Consider the following 16616-nt stretch of genomic DNA (forward strand, 5'->3'; position numbering starts at 1 on the left):
AAATAAAAAAGACACGGTTTGTGCCTTTTAGATTGAGGTTACTGGCGACATACAGCCAGCTCCCCCAAAGGCACACTTTTAGCCTTATTGTCTTCATCCCAAAACCGCTGTTTGCGTACTTTCCAGCCATGATACAGATAGTTATTTTCCGTTCGGTAATTGCCAGCCCCCATCGAATAGTTTTCTCGATGTTCCTTGCTTTGGGTTTTGTCATGCAAGAACGCCGTATCAGGATGATTTAAACAGGCTTTACGCATCTCAGGGAAGCGTTGCAGGGTGTGTTTAGACCAAGATAAGATGATAGTTTTAATGGTTTTGGATTCATAATCACCGGTATGTGGACAACTGTTTTCACTGTCGTATTCAGTTAAAGTAGCTATGATGGCGGCCTTTGCCCATTTGGGAATATCTAAGCTTTGTTGAAAGGCTTCTTCCTGTTGCTGGTGGAGACGAATGGCTTCTTCTCGGGCTTTGACCTGTTCGCGTCTTTGGGCTTCTTGCTCACGCTTGACTTGTTCGATGATGTGATTTGCCTTCGCTCTGGCTTGTTGCACTTGATTTCGGTCGAGTTGGTATGTCGAGATAAGCTTCATCAACTCAAGCTGGTGCTCTTCTCGCATCCAGGTCATTTCAGGTTTATCGTGATTTTGCTGGTGGTAGTCATACACCGACAAGCAATGGTCGCTAAACCCTAAATCATTCATGTTACAGCCTAAGTCCAAACGGCACTTGTGCTCACTGTCATCACTAAAGGTGACCGTGACAAAGGTCTTATCATAACCACCTTTAGGGTTATCTAACGCCACTTCTAGCGCTTTTTGCTCAAAATCCTCAAAGTCCCAAACATCACCGGTTTGAAACTGGCGAGATTCAGAGCCGTGGATGAATACGGTAGTCGGAGTGATCTTTTTATTGGATGCTGGTTCACTATTAGATGATTTCATGATGTATTCCTTTTTTATTATTTGAATGCAAGAGCTACAGGCACAACAAATCACTACCAATAGACGGCGCTCAATCTGGTGTACCTTGGTTTATGTGTTAATGATGCAGGCTGGGGTTTTCTTGCTGGTGGATGCACTTGAAGCAGTGAGGATAGATGGTGTTAACCAATCAGCATGACTTTAATGTCATCAAACTGGTTAGCGTTCATGGCGTTTAAAAACGCGCCTTCCCACTGCTGATAGAGCTTAATCGCCTTTGGGTTATCCTCCATTTTCTGCCAATCCCCTTTAGGCGTTAATAAGCATTTACCGGATTGAAAATCAAAATCTAGCCAGCGTGTTAATGCGATAGATTGAGCGGTTAAATAACCATAAACGCTAATGTAAGCCAGTTCCCATTGATGAATATCTCTTCGCTTTAGCGCTATCTCAACAGGCCTTAGACCGCCTAATTCAGCCTTGTATTGGCTATCTTTAATGCGGATGGTTACGTAATGGATATTGTCTAATGTTAGCCTTGATGTTTTCGTAAGGTGCTCATGAACAGATTTGATAATGGCCCCTTTTAAGTCATGGTGAATATCGATAAACGAAATAGGATTAATGGTCATAATGCACATGCACTGCCTCATGTTTGGTGAGTCATCGTAAGCGACGAAAAAGCCGCCAGAATTGGCGGCTGAGTGAGTGGAAAAGTAGAACGCTTTTTAGTGTTCGTTAACGGCGATTTTACTGGCGCTGCTTTTGCTCTTATCCGAACCTTGCTGAGTGGTTTCAGCTTTTGGCTTATACTCTTTCTCCGTGAGCTTCTCGGATTTATCAGTTTTATGATTTGCTGGGTAACCACAGTTAATCGCGCCACTTTGACACATTTCAATGTTAGAGCCGCCTAAGCTACCGCCTTGAGCTAATGCTGATTCAGGGGTAAGTGTTAATAACGAGGTGATGAATAATAACGTTGCTTGAATGTTCATAATGCTTTCCAGTTATGATGCCAATCTTTAATTGGTAAATGTAATGTGATGGTGAGTGTTGTTGCTTTATTGATAAACGAGTTGCAGCGCCTCAATAAATTGAATAGAGATGGATTTAGCCTCCTGTCCGTATTTTTGGGTTTCTCGGGTTTGATAAAGTAAAAAGGTGCCCTCCTCTTTAACTTGCAGCTCAATCGGCATGATTTTTTGTTCACGCGAAGTTACGCAACCGGATACGTAATAACGCATCAGTAAATGTTGCTCTCGGTATAACGCCGATAAAATAAGCTCAACCGTAGGGCTAAGCGGCTCAGTTAACCAATGACCTAATCGCTCAGGCGCTATGGTGAGTTTTTTGAGCCAATGCTTATCGCGCATGTATTCATTGAAAAGCTGAAAGCGCTCATAGTGAGGTTTTAAGTGCTCACTCAAACGATGACGAATTTCCTTGGGAAGTAAGGCGTTAAGGTGAGCTTCTACTAGATAAGCCACAAGCTCGGTGTGTGAGAACCGCTCTAATAATGAGGCCCGGTAGCGAATGCCATGGGTTCGACCAAGCAACACTTGCTCAATGCCCAGTAGGTTTCGGACACGTTCATTATTTAAAATGCGACGTACGGCATGGTAATCGGTCGAGCTGCCTCTATCGATGACCGCATCGGCCAGCTCTTGGTAAGTGATTGGCTTCGCGGGCGGATGTGGTATCACCTCGGCTAAGCACAATAAGGTTTCGATAGTTTTAAGTTGATGTTTTGGCACAGCAAGGCGTCGCCTGTCGTTATTTAATATGACACCCGAGGATAAACACGACCTTTGCATATGGTGCAAAGTAAAAATTATTGTCTTAAAAGTTGTATGGATATTGAGCTTAGTCACACTTTTGCTATGGATAATGATGACCGCTAGTACTCATCCACCCACAACAAACACACCACTAATCGCATAACGGATAAGGTTGCATCGGTTTCTTTCAAAGCAGACTTATTTATCTGATAGCGCAACCACCAACCTTGACTGTTAAGCACCAAGGCTTGCGGCATTAAACGCAGTGATTGACCGATGAACACACAATCTATTTCCCGCTGGTTCAGCATGGCTTTCTTTATCGGACTTAATATGGTGAGGTATCGCTTAGGCAAGATAGGCAACTCAATCTCAATATGCTCCAGGTAATTCTTCCAAAACGCCGATGAAAGTAATCGTGTTTGATTGTCTTCCAATCGGGTGGCTAATTGCAGGGAGGTGCCATCAGGCAGTAAGGGATAAAAGTAACGAGACAGCCAATACAGCAGCGCATCTTGATGATAAGTAACAAATAGCTGGTGGCTCGATTGTCGATATAAGTACTGTTTCTCCCCTTTTCTCTCCTCAACAAACCCCGCCGTCACCCATGCCTTTAACCAACGGCGCAAGGTATGATTCGAGCAAATTATTCCAATCGATACGCATTGCCCATGCAGGGATTGTAACGTTGTCCAAGACCGCCTGGGCAATACATGATAAAGCCTGAGCATGGATTCAAATTGACGCATCATTTCCCCTATATTGTTATGATGAACCGTATAAGCCAATATAGAAAAACCCAAGATACTCATTCACTATCTTGGGCTTTTGGCTAGTAAGGTGTGTATGCAAAGCGTATGCACCGTCTCATTCGTGCTTGGTTTGAATCGGCTCTACGACCATTACCTCTTCTTGATAACAGAGAAATGGATGGCGGTCTTCACGCATGCCCAACACCGCCATGGTTGAGCCAATCGCAATGGAGGCCATCACCCCGCCTCCACTTAAACGCCCCACAGGACCAAATAAAGGGGATGCGGTCATCAATCCGGCAATGGTTGTGGTATGAGTGATAACTTGCCCAAGAGTGTTACCCCAATCTGGCTGAGCACTTCTGAGTTGACTGGATGATTTCATAGACGCTCCTTGGGGTTAGCGCAATACGCGTTATCGTTCACCGTAACCTGGTGGGTGCAGTAACTCCCCATCTCAAGGTAAGAAAGAAAACTGCTCTCCCAAAGCTGGTACATGTTCAATACTTCTTGATTGCCCTTTATGGGTTCCCATTGAATATGCGGATGCACCAAACAGCGCCCAGATTGACAATCAAAATCCAGGTTACGCTCAAGCTCAGGATAAACATTACCGATATAAGCAAACGTAGTAATGTAGGCCAGTTGCCAGCTCGAAGATTTGATTGAAGCACGTTGCAGTTGAATTTCAACTGGATGAAAACCGCCATTCTCGGCGCTGTAACTTTCATCACGAAAATTAAATGTGATGGATTTAGCCTGAAGTAACTCGCTTTCAAAATCAGACGAGGGTTGAACACAAGTGACAACGTTATTTAATGCTGTCACTAATGCATCAGATATCGGCAACAACTCAGATTGAATGGATAATGCCTTCATATCTTCCCCCTTTCAGCAAATGACACACAACCATTACCCACCACAATATGGTCAAGCAAACGCACATCCACCAGCTCACAAGCGGCCTTAATACGCTCCGTAATGGTGATATCCGCGCTCGATGGCTCTGGCTCACCTGAGGGATGATTATGAGCAATGATGAGAGCTGCCGCATTTAGCGCCAGTGCTGCTTTCACCACCTCACGAGGGTAAACCGAAGCGGCATTAACCGTGCCATAAAATAATTGTTGGTATTCAATTAAACGGTTTTGATTATCCAAGAACATCACCGCAAAAATTTCGCGCTCTTGTTTTGCCAACTTGCAGCTTAAAAACTGCTTGGTTACGGAAGGATTGGTGTAGGCATCTTGTCCGATTAACGTCTCGCCAATAACTTCGGCAGCTTTTTCAAGTAGCTCCATAGCGGTAATGGGTTTTGGGAAATGATAATAGACCGGCTTATCACCTTGGGTTGGAATAATGAATGTATTCATCTAGCGTTCTCCTAAAATGAAAAAAGCCCGCAAGCACAAGGCTCACGGGCAGGTTCATGAGGAGAATATAGATGTGTAGATTTTTGGTTTTAAACCAGAATAAATAAAGTAGCTATAGTCCTGTATCATCTCAAAATAAAAATTTATAACCAAGTGAAACCATGAGAATACTAAGTGATATCGAAATAGTTCGCTGAATCAATTTCTCACCATACTTCATAGCTGATGAGCTCCCGACATGATTACCTAATAAATTCATTGCAACTAAAGGTATCGCTAACATATACAAGACATTACCAGCCATCATGAAAGCGATTAACGCTCCAATATTAGAGGAAAAATTAAATAATTTCGATGTGGCTGATGAAGAAACCAAATCAAATCTCAGTAAGTAATGTAAAGCTAAAATCAAAAAACTACCTGTACCAGGACCAAAAAATCCATCATAAAAGCCAATAACAAATACAGCAATTGGAACGCCAAATAGAATGACGGATGTATTGATTGGTTCTACGTCCTTTACATTACTATTTTTCTTTGGAAGGAAAGATAAAATAATTCCGAAGGGGAGCATAAAAAGAATTATTTTCCCTATTGTCTCTGGATCAAAATACAAAATTGCTTGCGCTCCAGCATACGCACCAACTAAACCTGCGGGGATGCCAGTTGCTACCGCACTCCAAATTACCTTTTTATTTAAAATAAAATTTCGAATTGCAGCTATTGTTCCTAATGTACTCACCACTTTTTCTTGACCAAGAGCTAATTGAGGCGGTAATCCGGCAAGAATAAAAGAAGGTACTAAGATTAGCCCGCCACCACCAGCCACTGAGTCAATAAAACCAGCTGCAAAAGCTGATACCATTAGCGCAATTAATATCAACAATGTAATATCATTACCAAAAATTTCCATATTTACATTTCCTGTTAAAATTATCGATCGTAAATTTTAAATAACGCAGAGGTATCCATACGGCCAAAACCTTTTTGCTGCAAAGATTGGTACTCTCCATCTATTTTCTTTGTTAACGGGAGCTCTATCTCCATCTTTGTTGCTTCATTTAAACAAATACTGAGATCCTTATGCATCCAATCGATAGCAAAACCAAAATCAAATTTACTTTGGGACATAGTGATAGCTCTATTCTCCATTTGCCACGAACCAGCTGCACCATGTCTCAACACATCAACCAACTCGTTAATATCAAGCCCAGCCTTTTGGGCCAGAAAAAGACCTTCGCTTAATCCATTTAATACACCTGCAATGCAGATTTGATTGACCATTTTACTGCGTTGTCCTTGCCCATTCCCTCCCATTAGAGACAAATGCTTAGCATAACTTTTCATTACTGGTGTTACTCGTTCAAAATCATCCTGCTCTCCACCACACATTACCGTTAAAGCAGCATTTTCAGCACCCGCTTGACCTCCAGATACAGGGGCATCGATAAATGAAACATTATTTTCCATACACGCTATAGCCAACTCTTCTGCAAGCTCAGCCGATGTTGTTGTATGATCAACAAGAATAGAGCCTTTCTGCATGCCAGCAAGCACCCCATGTTCTCCATATACCACACTCCTAACGTCGTCATCATTTCCTACGCACAAGAAAACAATGTCAGAGTTAGTCGCTGCTAATTTAGGTGTTGATAAATATTCACCTTTGTACCGTTCAAGCCATTGCCATGCTTTATTTTCCGTACGATTAAACACTTTAACCTTATAACCTTCATCAGAGAGATGACCAGCCATAGGGAATCCCATTACACCTAAGCCTATAAAGGCTACGTTATTTACATTCATGTTATATCCCTCAATCCTTTCCTATATGCTGAAATTTTGGTGTAGCAGGAACCATACGTTTTAATGTGCTCATCCCAAACATACGAATTAACCAACGATCTGAACCATCAGATCTAGATTTAAACCCTTCTCGACTATGTAAAAGACGCTGATTTTTAATCACTAATAGGTCACCAGGTTGATAAACCATATAATGCTTTAAGGATTCATTTTGTAACTGTGCTTCTAGCATAACTAACGCAGCGGCGGCACTTTCTGTAAGTGGCGTTGTATTTTCTTTATCGTAACGGCATAGCATCAAACCATTTTGATCAATAACTAAGATAGGAAGGCGGCTAGAACGCGATTGCGAAAATGAATCCGGTCTGTTAATACAAAAGTTTGGTTGACATAACTCATTCACCACACCATGACTTAAATACCCAATTAAGTCATCCAGTAAGATAAAATTGGATTTAACCTTAAGGTCGGAACGTAAGGCCATTAAAGATAAAAATTCGGGACAGCCACTTCTATCCGTAATCCTCTCACAGGCTAATGGTAAGTCAGGATTATCAACATGATGACCAAAGGTAAAAGTAGAACCATGCGACGATTTTTCATTTTGAGCATTTAATGCAGGTACAACATGCCTAAATAAAAACCCATTATTTTCACTTTGATATGAAACAGGCTCAATTCCTGCCAATTGATATATGCCAATATGTATAGCGCTAGCTAAAGGAATTTTTGATGGTGGAATATAACCATTATAAGGTGTCGCGCATAAATTATTATCAACAGGTAAGCCTCGAATAATCAAGGCACTACGGGCATTATCTGATTTAAAGCTTTGAATACTTTGAAGTACATCCTCTTCCAAGCTAAATTTCACTATATTCCCTAGCCACTCTCGTATGTTAAGCCATTCATTATCATCACTTATTCGCAGATTACTAAAGGCACTTTTAAGTTTGTTTGCAGCCTCATAGGATACATGCACTTCTTGAACCGCTCTCACCTCATCAAGCATCCCTACTTTTTTACTTTCCATCTAAAAATCCTAAAAAATTATACCAAAAACAAAATGACATACACCAATATCATAACCACAAGGATACAATACGCAATTGAAATATGTCAATTTGAATTTTTTCCGTTTTATGAAAACAATCAAATAAAAAGGACATATGTTATAATCAAATAAAAACAGACTAATTCAGAGAGGTAGTTGTTGGTGAGTAATAGTAAATTTATTCGCATTGCAGAAGTTATCGAACAAAAAATTGAGTCCGGTGAATTCCCACCAAGTTCAAAGTTACCAACTCATAGATTGCTTGCTGAAGATCTGAAAACCACACCTGCAACTGTTGCAAAAGCTTATAAGTTACTCAGTGACAAAGGGTGTTTAGAATCCTTCATTGGTCGCGGCACTTTTGTTCGAGCCAGCTCAAAGCTTGATAAAGCTATTCAAGCAACCGATCAAGAAACTGATTTTAATTTCTCGATACTTCAACCTTGTTTAGAAAAGAACCTATCAGCATTGAAGAGTGCCTATAAACAAGCGGCTGAATTACTGACCCCCTCCGTAATCGGGTATGCAGAACATTCTGGCCACAAGGCACATAGAGAAGCTGGAATAAAATGGGTTAATAAATACGGCTTAAAAGGTGCAACTGAAGAAAATATACTGTTGACTAATGGTGCACAGCACGCTTTATCTTTAATAATTGAGACTATAACCAAGCCTGGTGATACCATTTTAGTCGAACAACTTACCTATCCTGGTATTCTAGCAATAGCAAACTTGTCAAATCGTCGTGTGGTAGGTGTAGAGTTAGATGAATATGGCTTATGCCCAAATGCTTTAAGTTCTGCTATCGATGAATATAGCCCGACAATGATAATTACTATTCCTAGCCATCAAAATCCAACTGGCATTTCAATGCCAGAATCACGAAAAAAAGAGATAGCAAAAATTATCAATGAAAAAAAAATCTGGCTTGTTGAAGATGATATTTACTGCTTCTTAGACGATGAACCTGTAGCCCCTATCGCAAACTTTGCTCCAGATTATACTTTTCATATTTCATCTTTATCTAAGGCGATTAGTCCAGCTATGCGCTGTGGATACTTAAAATCTCCAGATAGTCAAGTAACTGCCCTCAACGCGAGTATCAGAACAAATATTTGGTTAGCATCACCAATTAATTTTATAGTCGCAACTCTACTTATTGAGTCAGGCGATGCTTTTCAAATAGCTACCCAACAGCGAATAATTGCAAATGAAAGACAAAAGATGGTCAGGGAAATATATCCTTCGATAGAATTCAATTCTTCCGGCTACCACATCTGGCTACCCTTACCAGAACACTGGCAACCGGATCGATTCGCCATGGAAGCTAAAAGCCGAGGGATCATAATTACCAGTGGTAGCTATTTTTGCGCAAATAATAAAAGCACAAAATACATACGATTATCCTTAATGTCGATTGGCAGTAAAGAAAGATTAAGAGATGGATTGCATGAGCTACAGAAATTATTGCATTCAGATCTAAATAGTTTTTTTCCATACTAAAATGCTCTGAGTTTTAGCGTAACTAGCACTCTTAAAATATTTGAGTGTATATTAGTCAATACAAGCCAGCACCACACTGGCTTGAATCTCACTAATCACTTTGACCCTACTCTGCCATGATTCTTAAACCCAACCAGAAACTTAACTTTATGCTTGATAGGCTTTCGCTAGTTTATCCAAAAATTCATGTAGCTTTTGGTTCATCTCATCATAATCATGATTCAGTAACACTTGGGGCTCATCAACGAAACGGTAGTTTACTGCCTCGCTGAGATCATCATTTTCGATGAGCAAGGTTACAACTTCTTTAGTCAATTCCATATGACACTGAAAACCAAACACCAAATCGCTATAAGCAACGATCTGTCGAGGACAGCCTTCACTGTACGCAATGACTTTTGCATCTTGAGTTAGTCCCGGCATATCGTTGTGCCAGTGGCCCACTTCCAGAACGGTGCCAAAATGGTCAAACAGTGGATGTGTAATGCCGTCCTTGGTTAGCGTGATGGGGAACTTACCAATTTCACGTTCAGGGCTATGCTCATAGTGAGCACCTAATGCTTCACCAATGAGTTGAGAGCCCAAACAAATACCAAGTACGACTTTTCCAGCATCAATCGCTTTTTTAATTACCGCCTGTTCACCTTTGGCATCGAAGTGAGCACATTGCTCGATAGTGGTCACAGGATCTTGTGGGCCACCCATGACAATCAGAAAATCGATATCATCTACCTTTTTTGGAAGAGATTGACCAGCATAGACTCGAGAATAAGTCGTGGTGTAACCGCGAGCTTTAGCCCAGGACTCATAAGCTCCCGGAGCTTCAAAATGTTCATGGATGATAAAGTGAATGTGCATTATTTGGCCTTTTGGTTTTTTGCTATCAATTGACTGACGATGTTATATCAAAACCAAATGGCGTAATTTATAATAACTGACAAATAATGTAGATAAGTCGCCAATTATGAAAGCTAACGATTTAATTAGAGATTGTCCGAATACACAATTTATAACGAAAAAGACCATCATGCCTTCTGGTTATATTGATGATTTCCATTTGCATTCATGGCACCAAATCGTCTTTCCTCGTCAAGGTTTATTACAATCAGATATAGCTAATAGAAGTGCAATAGTCCCTCATAATGGGATGCTCTTTATCCCCGCCAATACCATTCATAAATCTGTTGCAATTACAGACACACAATTTTTAGCGATTTACCTCAATCCTAACAAGCATGTGCAGTATGGAAGTGAGCCTAAATCTTGTCAGGTAAACGCTTTCCTAAAAGAGTTGATACTACTTTTATTTGAAAGCGATACGCTCTCACAATCGGAATCCAACTTGGTACATTTGTTGACGGTCTTACGAGATCAAATCGAGGCAGCAAAAAGTTATGAAATACCACTTCTCATCCCTACGGACAAACGTCTTTTATCTATTTTTCTACAGCTTAAACAGCAACCTGACATACCGTTTACGTTAAAAGAATGGGCAAAAAAAGTCGGAGCATCTGAGCGCACATTATCCAGATTATGTACGAAAGAGTTCTCTCAATCATTTGCTCTGTGGCGACAAAATATAAGGCTGGTTTTATCTCTGCCATTATTAAGCTCGAAAATGAGCATACAGGAAATTGCTATGGAGTTGGGATACGCATCTGATTCATCCTATGTACAGGCTTTTAAAAAGCTGTTCAATCAGACACCAAGAAAATACCGCACTGCAAATCTATAAACGAGTACAGACTCTTTAATACACAGGTGACACCACTTTTGGAATTATTTTGGATAAGGGAAATCCACGCGAATAAGCATATGCTCAGATTGGACTCTAAATTATAAAGGGGTAAAAAAACAAGCCAGCGCTACACTGACTTGAATCCTACGAATCACGTTGACCCCACTCAGCCATTACTCTTAAACTCAACCAGCAACTGATTATTAACTAAATCTTTGCCGATCTTATAATCTGGGTTATAAGTATAAAGGTTGTGATACATGATCCCAGCTATTGCACCAGCACCGACCAACGCTGTTACACCACCAGCAAGGCTTAATCCACAAGCGGCAACTCGACCAATGGTATAAACACGACAACGCAGCCCTTCAGTTTCAATCGCATGTTCAATACGCTTAGTGGCTTCGAGCATATTCCCACCTAAAGCAATCACTTCAAATGACTCACCGCTTTTCACCAGGCTAGATAACTTCTCTGGCAACAAATCCTCAAACGTCAGCTTGCGTACTTCTTGTGTAATCTTAGCTTTGTGCTTTCTTTTAAATAGAGCCATAAGTTATTCCTCGGTATCTAATGGCTGCTTTGCACCACACTCAGGACAAAACTTGATACTGACCTCCCCCAATAGACTCCCACATGCTTTACAAACAATGGTATCTTGCTTTTTACGCAACATGGCAATATGAATAACGCAAGGAATAGTGACGCTGTATGCAGGGCCTGCAATATCTACTGCCGTCCATACCCCACTTATCACCCACCCCATGGGGCCGCTTAATATAGAAGCCCAGCGCATTAAGGCAGCATTCGTACCGAGCATTAATCCTCGGCCAAGTACTACTCTGGCAATTTGGTTAGCAATGATAAGAGTCAGTTGATACGACTTAAAACCACCAGCACGAAAAGCAGCAATAGCCAAACTGGTCACGCTACCTTTTAATGACACATCGCCATGGCCGACCTCTTTTAAGATTTCGAGTTGATCTTCCTCTGTCATGTGACCGATAGCGTCAGTCAGCAACTTCTCTAAAATGGCGTTTTCCATCTCCACCACACTATCGCTTTTACTGACCGTCGCTTTCAGTTTCTTAGCAACGTCATAAACGATCTCATGATAGTTAGGGCCTTCTTTTCGCCACACATTAGCAAACGAATTACCACCCATATCGCGAATTTCTTTGGCGATAACGCCATAGTATTTTTGATGATTAGGGGCGTGTTTTTTATACGCTTCATGGCAGGTTAAATCTTCGGATAGTTTCTTCTTCAGATAATCCACTAATGGACTTAAGTCGTCATTAGAGGCTTTGCACAGTACGGTATTTAACGCCGTATTTGGATTTGGAATAATGATTGAAATGGAAGCCATGTTAATTCCTTATTGTTGAATAATGGCTTCATCTTAATGATAGAAATTGCACTATATGCAAAGTATGCATAGATAGGAAAACTTGTGATTTAAATCACAGATTAAATATCATGAAATACGACAGTAAAGTGTTTATTACCTCAGTAAGCAAAAAGTAGCCATGAAAAATATGGCTAACGGCATGGTCACCTCACGGTCTACTTTCTATCCATTACTGCGTCCAAACACATGCTGATAACATTCAAAGCGTTTTGTATCCACTTTGCATAGATAACTGGCCCGGTAAAGTAGGTCTGCTAATGAATCGTTATCGTAGTTTGTATTGATGTGATATACCCCATTTTTACAAAAGTGAACCAATGCACCATACATATCCATATCGTACAGAGGGTGATAACCTAACGCACTTAACCATGCCTTTTTTATCCTTGCTGCCATATTCCCCTTTATTTCTTTATAGTTACCTAGACTTGTGTAAGCATTGCCATTAAACATTATCAATACGTGATAGTGTGGCCCATTACTCGTATCTTGCTCCCTACACCAGATATAAGAAACTTTAGTTTGATGAGCGTAAGGGTTATTTCTCATCGCCATCGCTCGATTATGTTTGATTTGTTCTCGTAAAGATTTAAAGAATTTATTGATAACTTGATTATCGTATTGCTGCATGCCATTTACAGGAAAGCGTAAATCAACACGCACGGCAAAGACTCTAGGGTGCCGCTTTAGCGTATGAGCAATGGTTTCAAAAGTGCGTTCTAAGTACTGTCTCACCAGTGGGCCTTTACGGGTATATACAGAGTAACCTTGATATTGATTGGCCGTATACAAAGAAAAGTTTTTCGGGGTATTGTTTTTCATCGTTGTTGTCCTATGAGTTGTTTTTTCATAGAACAAGGTGATGTTGTTTATTTTATCCGATGGGTCATGTCATAAGGCCATGACTCTTGCTTAGATACTGATTGAATCACTTCAGGACATTGCTTAATAGATAGCCCTACTTAACTTGATCTTTTATCTAATTATTACCTATTAGGTTATTTATCTACTGATACTAGTTACTTAGTGTATACCTATCGGTTACTGGCTATACCTTGCTATTACTCCAAGGGTATACTACTAATACCGAGAATGCGGATTTTAAATCACTCGAATTTTCAATGCTTCAAACTGCACGCTTTTTTAATCAAACCTTATAAAATAAAGGTTTCTGATTACCCGCCAAAAAGTAGGATTATTTGGAAGTAAAATACCCCGTTCTTACTTCCTAAACCCTCCTTTAAAATTAATATCTCCAATAAATAACGGGATTGCCACCTAATGAGCGATGCGCAAGCCATGACAGTTGATAGTGCATAGCATTAACTTCAGATTGTTTGTCTTCATGTTTCATATTGACTTCCCATTGCTCGCCCACATCAGCCCAAGCTTTCAGAGAATCGAATTGAAAGTGGTTCAAACCTATCGTATCAGCCCATGCATTTCGTATCTGAGTTTGTAAATACCTCGGGTGTGAAGTTGCTCTTCCTAGCTTTCGGTATTCAGAGCGATTAAAAGCGAAAATAACCAGCGTGTGATAATTCCCTACATTCATTGTCAAAGCATGATAAGGCTTGCAGCCAAATTTACCTGTTCGCCTGAAGATGAACTCTTTCTCTAATCGATAATTCAGATTATCAAAGTAAGCCCTCATTAAAACGTCTTCGGTCTTGGAATCTGCTGTGGGCGCTTTCAAGTTGGTCGCTTTGGGATTATGCCCTAAATGATGAATGAGTGGCCCTTGCCGAGATGGATGTGACAATGCAACACAAACCATTAAACGTAATGGGTGCACTTGGAGAGTATGCTCTAATGCATGCCTACAAATCGATAGCGCCCCTAGCCTTGCTTGCGCTAATGGGTAGGCTAATGACTTTCCTCTGTAGGCATGCGCACTGTAAGTACTGTGATTTAAATTACTGATTAATAATTGCTTGATAGCGAATGGCATATTCATTGTATTTTTCTTTCTAAATTGATGGGAAGCGTTGAGAGACCAAATTGAACCGATAGCTTGTTAAAGAACCATCGGCTCACATTCATATTTGGCTATATAAAATGATTTTGAACTTAATCTTGACGGCTTTGCTGGACCATACGGTCAATCCACTCATTGATATCGCTCTCTACCCAAGCGACAGCTCTATCGCCTAGACTCACCGTTTTAGGAAAGGTGCCTTCATTCATTTTTTTATAAATACTCGAACGGCTTAAAGCGGTTAAGTTAATGACTTCTTTTAATCGAATTAATCTCATGATTTCTTCCTCGTAAGGTTTATTTCATGAGTAATGAGTGATTTGTTTTTTTATACACGGAGAGATATGACTGGTGCCAAAGTTGTGCTTATTATCGCCATACCCTTTGGTTTCTGATTTAGCTAAATAACGTAATCGCTGAAAGGCTGAATTACATTACTCCGTATAATCATGCCCCATGCATTCCACTGATCATGACAACTATCGGAAAGTTACACCAAGGTGTCATAGTTCAAATCATTAATACCAAGCACACTTAGCCAATACTTATAAATTATCCCTGATAAGCCTTACCTTAAATAGTCGATAGATGACGACATGTTAAAAAGCATTTGGATTTATAAATATCAACACATGGTAATTGCGCATATCACTGAGATTGATTTATCGACACCAAACATTGGCTAATTGAGACTTGTGAACACAAATTTTATTTCGTTGATTTCGGCTCTCTCTAGCTTTAATCCTTGCTTTTAACGATTCAAAAAATCGACTCAACAATCGGCTATCATCTTGGCCCCCTTCGGGTAAATGAAGGTCAAATTTCACCATTAGCGAATCGGAATGATTATGCATCGACCGCCTCATAACATGTTCAATCGAGAGTAAGTGATCGGGGTGACTGTTAGCTGCATATTTGTCTAAAGTCTGCCATTCATGAAAGTCGCTTTTTTGGTTTTTAAGAAGGTTTTGAAATGAGTTCATTTGCACTCTCCTGTGATTAATTTCATAGGAGGTGATGCATTGTTTGGTTTATCGATTAGATATCTGATTAGATAGATTGGATTGGTGCACTGCTACTAACAATGTGTTAATGCCAACATTACCGACAGACTCGCAATTTATACAAACAAGCATATTTTGACATAAAGACCTAGCTTATAAGTCATTAAGGTGGCTATTTTTCAGCGATTACAATAAACTATAAGCAATTTATTATGACTTTAAGTTATCTATATATAACCTTTAATGAATTAACATATCAACTTTTTTACTACTTTATTATTACAGGATTGCATGTGGCTAGACTCATTGATAGTACAAGAAAGCTCAATAAATCACAGATAGAACTCTATTTAGCACTCGAGTATTTATATAACAACAAGCAATGTAACCGACCTGCTCCGCATGGACTCTTTTGGTTTAATCAATACACTGCAATCCAATTAGAAGAAGAACTAAACCAGTTTCTTCAAGCTGCACACTTGGAGTATTCAGAAGTCGAAAAAGAGATAAATGTCTATATTGACTCAAAGATCATTAGACCTGAAGAGGTTCCTTGGCTCGATAAAACAAACTCAAGGATGTGTTTTTTTATCTGGATTAACTGCATAAAATCTCAACCAGAGCTGTACTCACCAACCTTGCCTCAAAGGCTAGTAACAGATCCTATGGCACTACAAATATTCAGTGACTATTACCTTAGATACATATTGCCAAATTCTAGCCCTACACGTGAAAGTTGTTTTGATGAATCCTTAGCATTCTTAAGTATTTCAGATGTTATAAAAAGTGAAAAACTCAATTTTATTAACTTTGTTTATAAACAATTCGCCATAGCCAGTGAGTTTGAACCTTTTAACTGGCTAGGAAAAAAAATTGAAACCTCATGGGCTATCGATTATATCGATAACCAATTTAAAAAAATAAACTTTCATTCAGGGTTTTTACCTCAAGCCCTATTAAACTATGACAAACAAAATATAATAATTTTAATGTTTGATATTAGTCACACGATACCTCAACAGATTAAATCTGAATGGATCATTAATTTAAAGAAAAGTTGGAATCAAAAAATACAAAGGAATAACTTAGATAAAAAAGGAAAGAAAAATTATAATTTTATAATGAATAAGGATGTCCAAGAAAATTTAGACTATATTAAGTTACACTGGGAAGAGATGGCGAATAAAAACAGCACTGAGCCTTGGGATACGAGAGTATTCCATCGAAACGAAATATTAGAAATACTAATAAAAAATGAAGCAAACAGATTGCTGAATAGATAAGTGGCTTTACAGC

At 39.7% G+C, this 16616-nt stretch carries 21 protein-coding genes; 3 read left to right on the forward strand and 18 right to left on the reverse strand.

Annotated elements, in window-relative coordinates:
* Positions 1-38: 38 nt before the first annotated feature.
* From Vgang_RS06865 to Vgang_RS06915, 11 genes are all read right to left on the reverse strand, one after another.
* Positions 39-944, reverse strand: a complete 906-nt coding sequence (locus tag Vgang_RS06865) for an LPD25 domain-containing protein (RefSeq protein ID WP_105901884.1) — start codon at positions 942-944, stop codon at positions 39-41.
* A 161-nt stretch (positions 945-1105) separates the two neighbouring features.
* Positions 1106-1555: a DUF2787 family protein gene (locus Vgang_RS06870; protein WP_157946017.1), complete on the reverse strand. Its 450-nt coding sequence runs from the start codon at positions 1553-1555 to the stop codon at positions 1106-1108.
* A gap of 96 nt (positions 1556-1651) precedes the next feature.
* Positions 1652-1918: a hypothetical protein gene (locus tag Vgang_RS06875; RefSeq protein ID WP_105901882.1), complete on the reverse strand. Its 267-nt coding sequence runs from the start codon at positions 1916-1918 to the stop codon at positions 1652-1654.
* 66 nt (positions 1919-1984) lie between these two features.
* Positions 1985-2677, reverse strand: a complete 693-nt coding sequence (locus Vgang_RS06880) for a hypothetical protein (RefSeq protein ID WP_105901881.1) — start codon at positions 2675-2677, stop codon at positions 1985-1987.
* 143 nt (positions 2678-2820) lie between these two features.
* Positions 2821-3330, reverse strand: a complete 510-nt coding sequence (locus tag Vgang_RS06885; protein ID WP_264923418.1) for a hypothetical protein — start codon at positions 3328-3330, stop codon at positions 2821-2823.
* A gap of 238 nt (positions 3331-3568) precedes the next feature.
* Entirely contained in the window at positions 3569-3838 is a 270-nt protein-coding gene (locus Vgang_RS06890) for a hypothetical protein (RefSeq protein ID WP_105901879.1), read from the reverse strand.
* Positions 3835-4332 carry a DUF2787 family protein gene (locus tag Vgang_RS06895; RefSeq protein WP_105901878.1) on the reverse strand — a complete coding sequence of 166 codons (498 nt, stop codon included), beginning with the start codon at positions 4330-4332 and terminating at the stop codon, positions 3835-3837. Before Vgang_RS06895 ends, Vgang_RS06890 begins: the two co-directional genes overlap by 4 nt.
* The gene (radC, locus tag Vgang_RS06900) at positions 4329-4754 is read right to left on the reverse strand and encodes a RadC family protein (protein ID WP_245879910.1); all 426 of its coding nucleotides are present in this window, start codon (positions 4752-4754) and stop codon (positions 4329-4331) included. The genes Vgang_RS06895 and radC overlap by 4 nt, the downstream gene beginning before the upstream one ends.
* Before the next feature lie 202 nt (positions 4755-4956).
* Positions 4957-5739 carry a sulfite exporter TauE/SafE family protein gene (locus tag Vgang_RS06905; protein WP_105901876.1) on the reverse strand — a complete coding sequence of 261 codons (783 nt, stop codon included), beginning with the start codon at positions 5737-5739 and terminating at the stop codon, positions 4957-4959.
* A 20-nt stretch (positions 5740-5759) separates the two neighbouring features.
* A complete protein-coding gene (locus Vgang_RS06910) occupies positions 5760-6632 on the reverse strand; it encodes an NAD(P)-dependent oxidoreductase (protein ID WP_105901875.1) in 873 nt (290 codons plus the stop codon).
* Between the two features lie 10 nt (positions 6633-6642).
* A complete protein-coding gene (locus Vgang_RS06915; RefSeq protein ID WP_105901874.1) occupies positions 6643-7665 on the reverse strand; it encodes a TauD/TfdA family dioxygenase in 1023 nt (340 codons plus the stop codon).
* A 183-nt stretch (positions 7666-7848) separates the two neighbouring features.
* Between Vgang_RS06915 and Vgang_RS06920 the strand changes: the two genes are divergently transcribed.
* Positions 7849-9189 carry an aminotransferase-like domain-containing protein gene (locus Vgang_RS06920; RefSeq protein WP_105901873.1) on the forward strand — a complete coding sequence of 447 codons (1341 nt, stop codon included), beginning with the start codon at positions 7849-7851 and terminating at the stop codon, positions 9187-9189.
* A 147-nt stretch (positions 9190-9336) separates the two neighbouring features.
* Here Vgang_RS06920 and Vgang_RS06925 read toward each other — a convergent pair whose 3' ends face one another.
* Entirely contained in the window at positions 9337-10047 is a 711-nt protein-coding gene (locus Vgang_RS06925) for a type 1 glutamine amidotransferase (RefSeq protein WP_105901872.1), read from the reverse strand.
* A 106-nt stretch (positions 10048-10153) separates the two neighbouring features.
* Between Vgang_RS06925 and Vgang_RS06930 the strand changes: the two genes are divergently transcribed.
* Complete coding sequence (locus Vgang_RS06930; protein WP_105901871.1) at positions 10154-10924, forward strand: helix-turn-helix transcriptional regulator; 771 nt, start codon at positions 10154-10156, stop codon at positions 10922-10924.
* A gap of 169 nt (positions 10925-11093) precedes the next feature.
* Here the strand turns inward: Vgang_RS06930 and Vgang_RS06935 are convergent, their stop codons facing one another.
* From Vgang_RS06935 to Vgang_RS17105, 6 genes are all read right to left on the reverse strand, one after another.
* Positions 11094-11480: a hypothetical protein gene (locus tag Vgang_RS06935; RefSeq protein WP_105901870.1), complete on the reverse strand. Its 387-nt coding sequence runs from the start codon at positions 11478-11480 to the stop codon at positions 11094-11096.
* 3 nt (positions 11481-11483) lie between these two features.
* On the reverse strand, positions 11484-12296 hold the full coding sequence (locus tag Vgang_RS06940; protein ID WP_105901869.1) for a YaaW family protein: 813 nt from the start codon (positions 12294-12296) through the stop codon (positions 11484-11486).
* Positions 12297-12500: 204 nt separating this feature from the next.
* Positions 12501-13160 carry an inovirus Gp2 family protein gene (locus tag Vgang_RS06945; protein WP_105901868.1) on the reverse strand — a complete coding sequence of 220 codons (660 nt, stop codon included), beginning with the start codon at positions 13158-13160 and terminating at the stop codon, positions 12501-12503.
* 424 nt (positions 13161-13584) lie between these two features.
* Positions 13585-14295 (reverse strand): YagK/YfjJ domain-containing protein, encoded by a 711-nt coding sequence (locus Vgang_RS06950; RefSeq protein WP_105901867.1) that lies wholly within the window; start codon positions 14293-14295, stop codon positions 13585-13587.
* A 113-nt stretch (positions 14296-14408) separates the two neighbouring features.
* Positions 14409-14594: an AlpA family transcriptional regulator gene (locus Vgang_RS06955; RefSeq protein WP_105901866.1), complete on the reverse strand. Its 186-nt coding sequence runs from the start codon at positions 14592-14594 to the stop codon at positions 14409-14411.
* Between the two features lie 384 nt (positions 14595-14978).
* Positions 14979-15299 carry a YagK/YfjJ domain-containing protein gene (locus tag Vgang_RS17105; RefSeq protein WP_105901865.1) on the reverse strand — a complete coding sequence of 107 codons (321 nt, stop codon included), beginning with the start codon at positions 15297-15299 and terminating at the stop codon, positions 14979-14981.
* Between the two features lie 233 nt (positions 15300-15532).
* Between Vgang_RS17105 and Vgang_RS06960 the strand changes: the two genes are divergently transcribed.
* The gene (locus Vgang_RS06960) at positions 15533-16603 is read left to right on the forward strand and encodes a hypothetical protein (protein ID WP_157946015.1); all 1071 of its coding nucleotides are present in this window, start codon (positions 15533-15535) and stop codon (positions 16601-16603) included.
* Positions 16604-16616 lie beyond the last annotated feature (13 nt).

It is taken from the genome of Vibrio gangliei, assembly GCF_026001925.1.
GTDB classification, from domain to species: Bacteria; Pseudomonadota; Gammaproteobacteria; order Enterobacterales; family Vibrionaceae; genus Vibrio; species Vibrio gangliei.

What these genes read in the sequence shown, in the direction of transcription:
- Vgang_RS06865 (WP_105901884.1), bottom strand. Translation starts at nt 944, where the DNA reads ATGAAATCATCTAATAGTGAACCAGCATCCAATAAAAAGATCACTCCG.
- radC (WP_245879910.1), bottom strand. Translation starts at nt 4,754, where the DNA reads ATGGAGCTACTTGAAAAAGCTGCCGAAGTTATTGGCGAGACGTTAATC.
- Vgang_RS06870 (WP_157946017.1), bottom strand. Translation starts at nt 1,555, where the DNA reads ATGACCATTAATCCTATTTCGTTTATCGATATTCACCATGACTTAAAA.
- Vgang_RS06905 (WP_105901876.1), bottom strand. Translation starts at nt 5,739, where the DNA reads ATGGAAATTTTTGGTAATGATATTACATTGTTGATATTAATTGCGCTA.
- Vgang_RS06910 (WP_105901875.1), bottom strand. Translation starts at nt 6,632, where the DNA reads ATGAATGTAAATAACGTAGCCTTTATAGGCTTAGGTGTAATGGGATTC.
- Vgang_RS06955 (WP_105901866.1), bottom strand. Translation starts at nt 14,594, where the DNA reads ATGAGATTAATTCGATTAAAAGAAGTCATTAACTTAACCGCTTTAAGC.
- Vgang_RS06890 (WP_105901879.1), bottom strand. Translation starts at nt 3,838, where the DNA reads ATGAAATCATCCAGTCAACTCAGAAGTGCTCAGCCAGATTGGGGTAAC.
- Vgang_RS17105 (WP_105901865.1), bottom strand. Translation starts at nt 15,299, where the DNA reads ATGAACTCATTTCAAAACCTTCTTAAAAACCAAAAAAGCGACTTTCAT.
- Vgang_RS06935 (WP_105901870.1), bottom strand. Translation starts at nt 11,480, where the DNA reads ATGGCTCTATTTAAAAGAAAGCACAAAGCTAAGATTACACAAGAAGTA.
- Vgang_RS06930 (WP_105901871.1), top strand. Translation starts at nt 10,154, where the DNA reads ATGAAAGCTAACGATTTAATTAGAGATTGTCCGAATACACAATTTATA.
- Vgang_RS06875 (WP_105901882.1), bottom strand. Translation starts at nt 1,918, where the DNA reads ATGAACATTCAAGCAACGTTATTATTCATCACCTCGTTATTAACACTT.
- Vgang_RS06895 (WP_105901878.1), bottom strand. Translation starts at nt 4,332, where the DNA reads ATGAAGGCATTATCCATTCAATCTGAGTTGTTGCCGATATCTGATGCA.
- Vgang_RS06940 (WP_105901869.1), bottom strand. Translation starts at nt 12,296, where the DNA reads ATGGCTTCCATTTCAATCATTATTCCAAATCCAAATACGGCGTTAAAT.
- Vgang_RS06915 (WP_105901874.1), bottom strand. Translation starts at nt 7,665, where the DNA reads ATGGAAAGTAAAAAAGTAGGGATGCTTGATGAGGTGAGAGCGGTTCAA.
- Vgang_RS06925 (WP_105901872.1), bottom strand. Translation starts at nt 10,047, where the DNA reads ATGCACATTCACTTTATCATCCATGAACATTTTGAAGCTCCGGGAGCT.
- Vgang_RS06950 (WP_105901867.1), bottom strand. Translation starts at nt 14,295, where the DNA reads ATGAATATGCCATTCGCTATCAAGCAATTATTAATCAGTAATTTAAAT.
- Vgang_RS06945 (WP_105901868.1), bottom strand. Translation starts at nt 13,160, where the DNA reads ATGAAAAACAATACCCCGAAAAACTTTTCTTTGTATACGGCCAATCAA.
- Vgang_RS06960 (WP_157946015.1), top strand. Translation starts at nt 15,533, where the DNA reads ATGACTTTAAGTTATCTATATATAACCTTTAATGAATTAACATATCAA.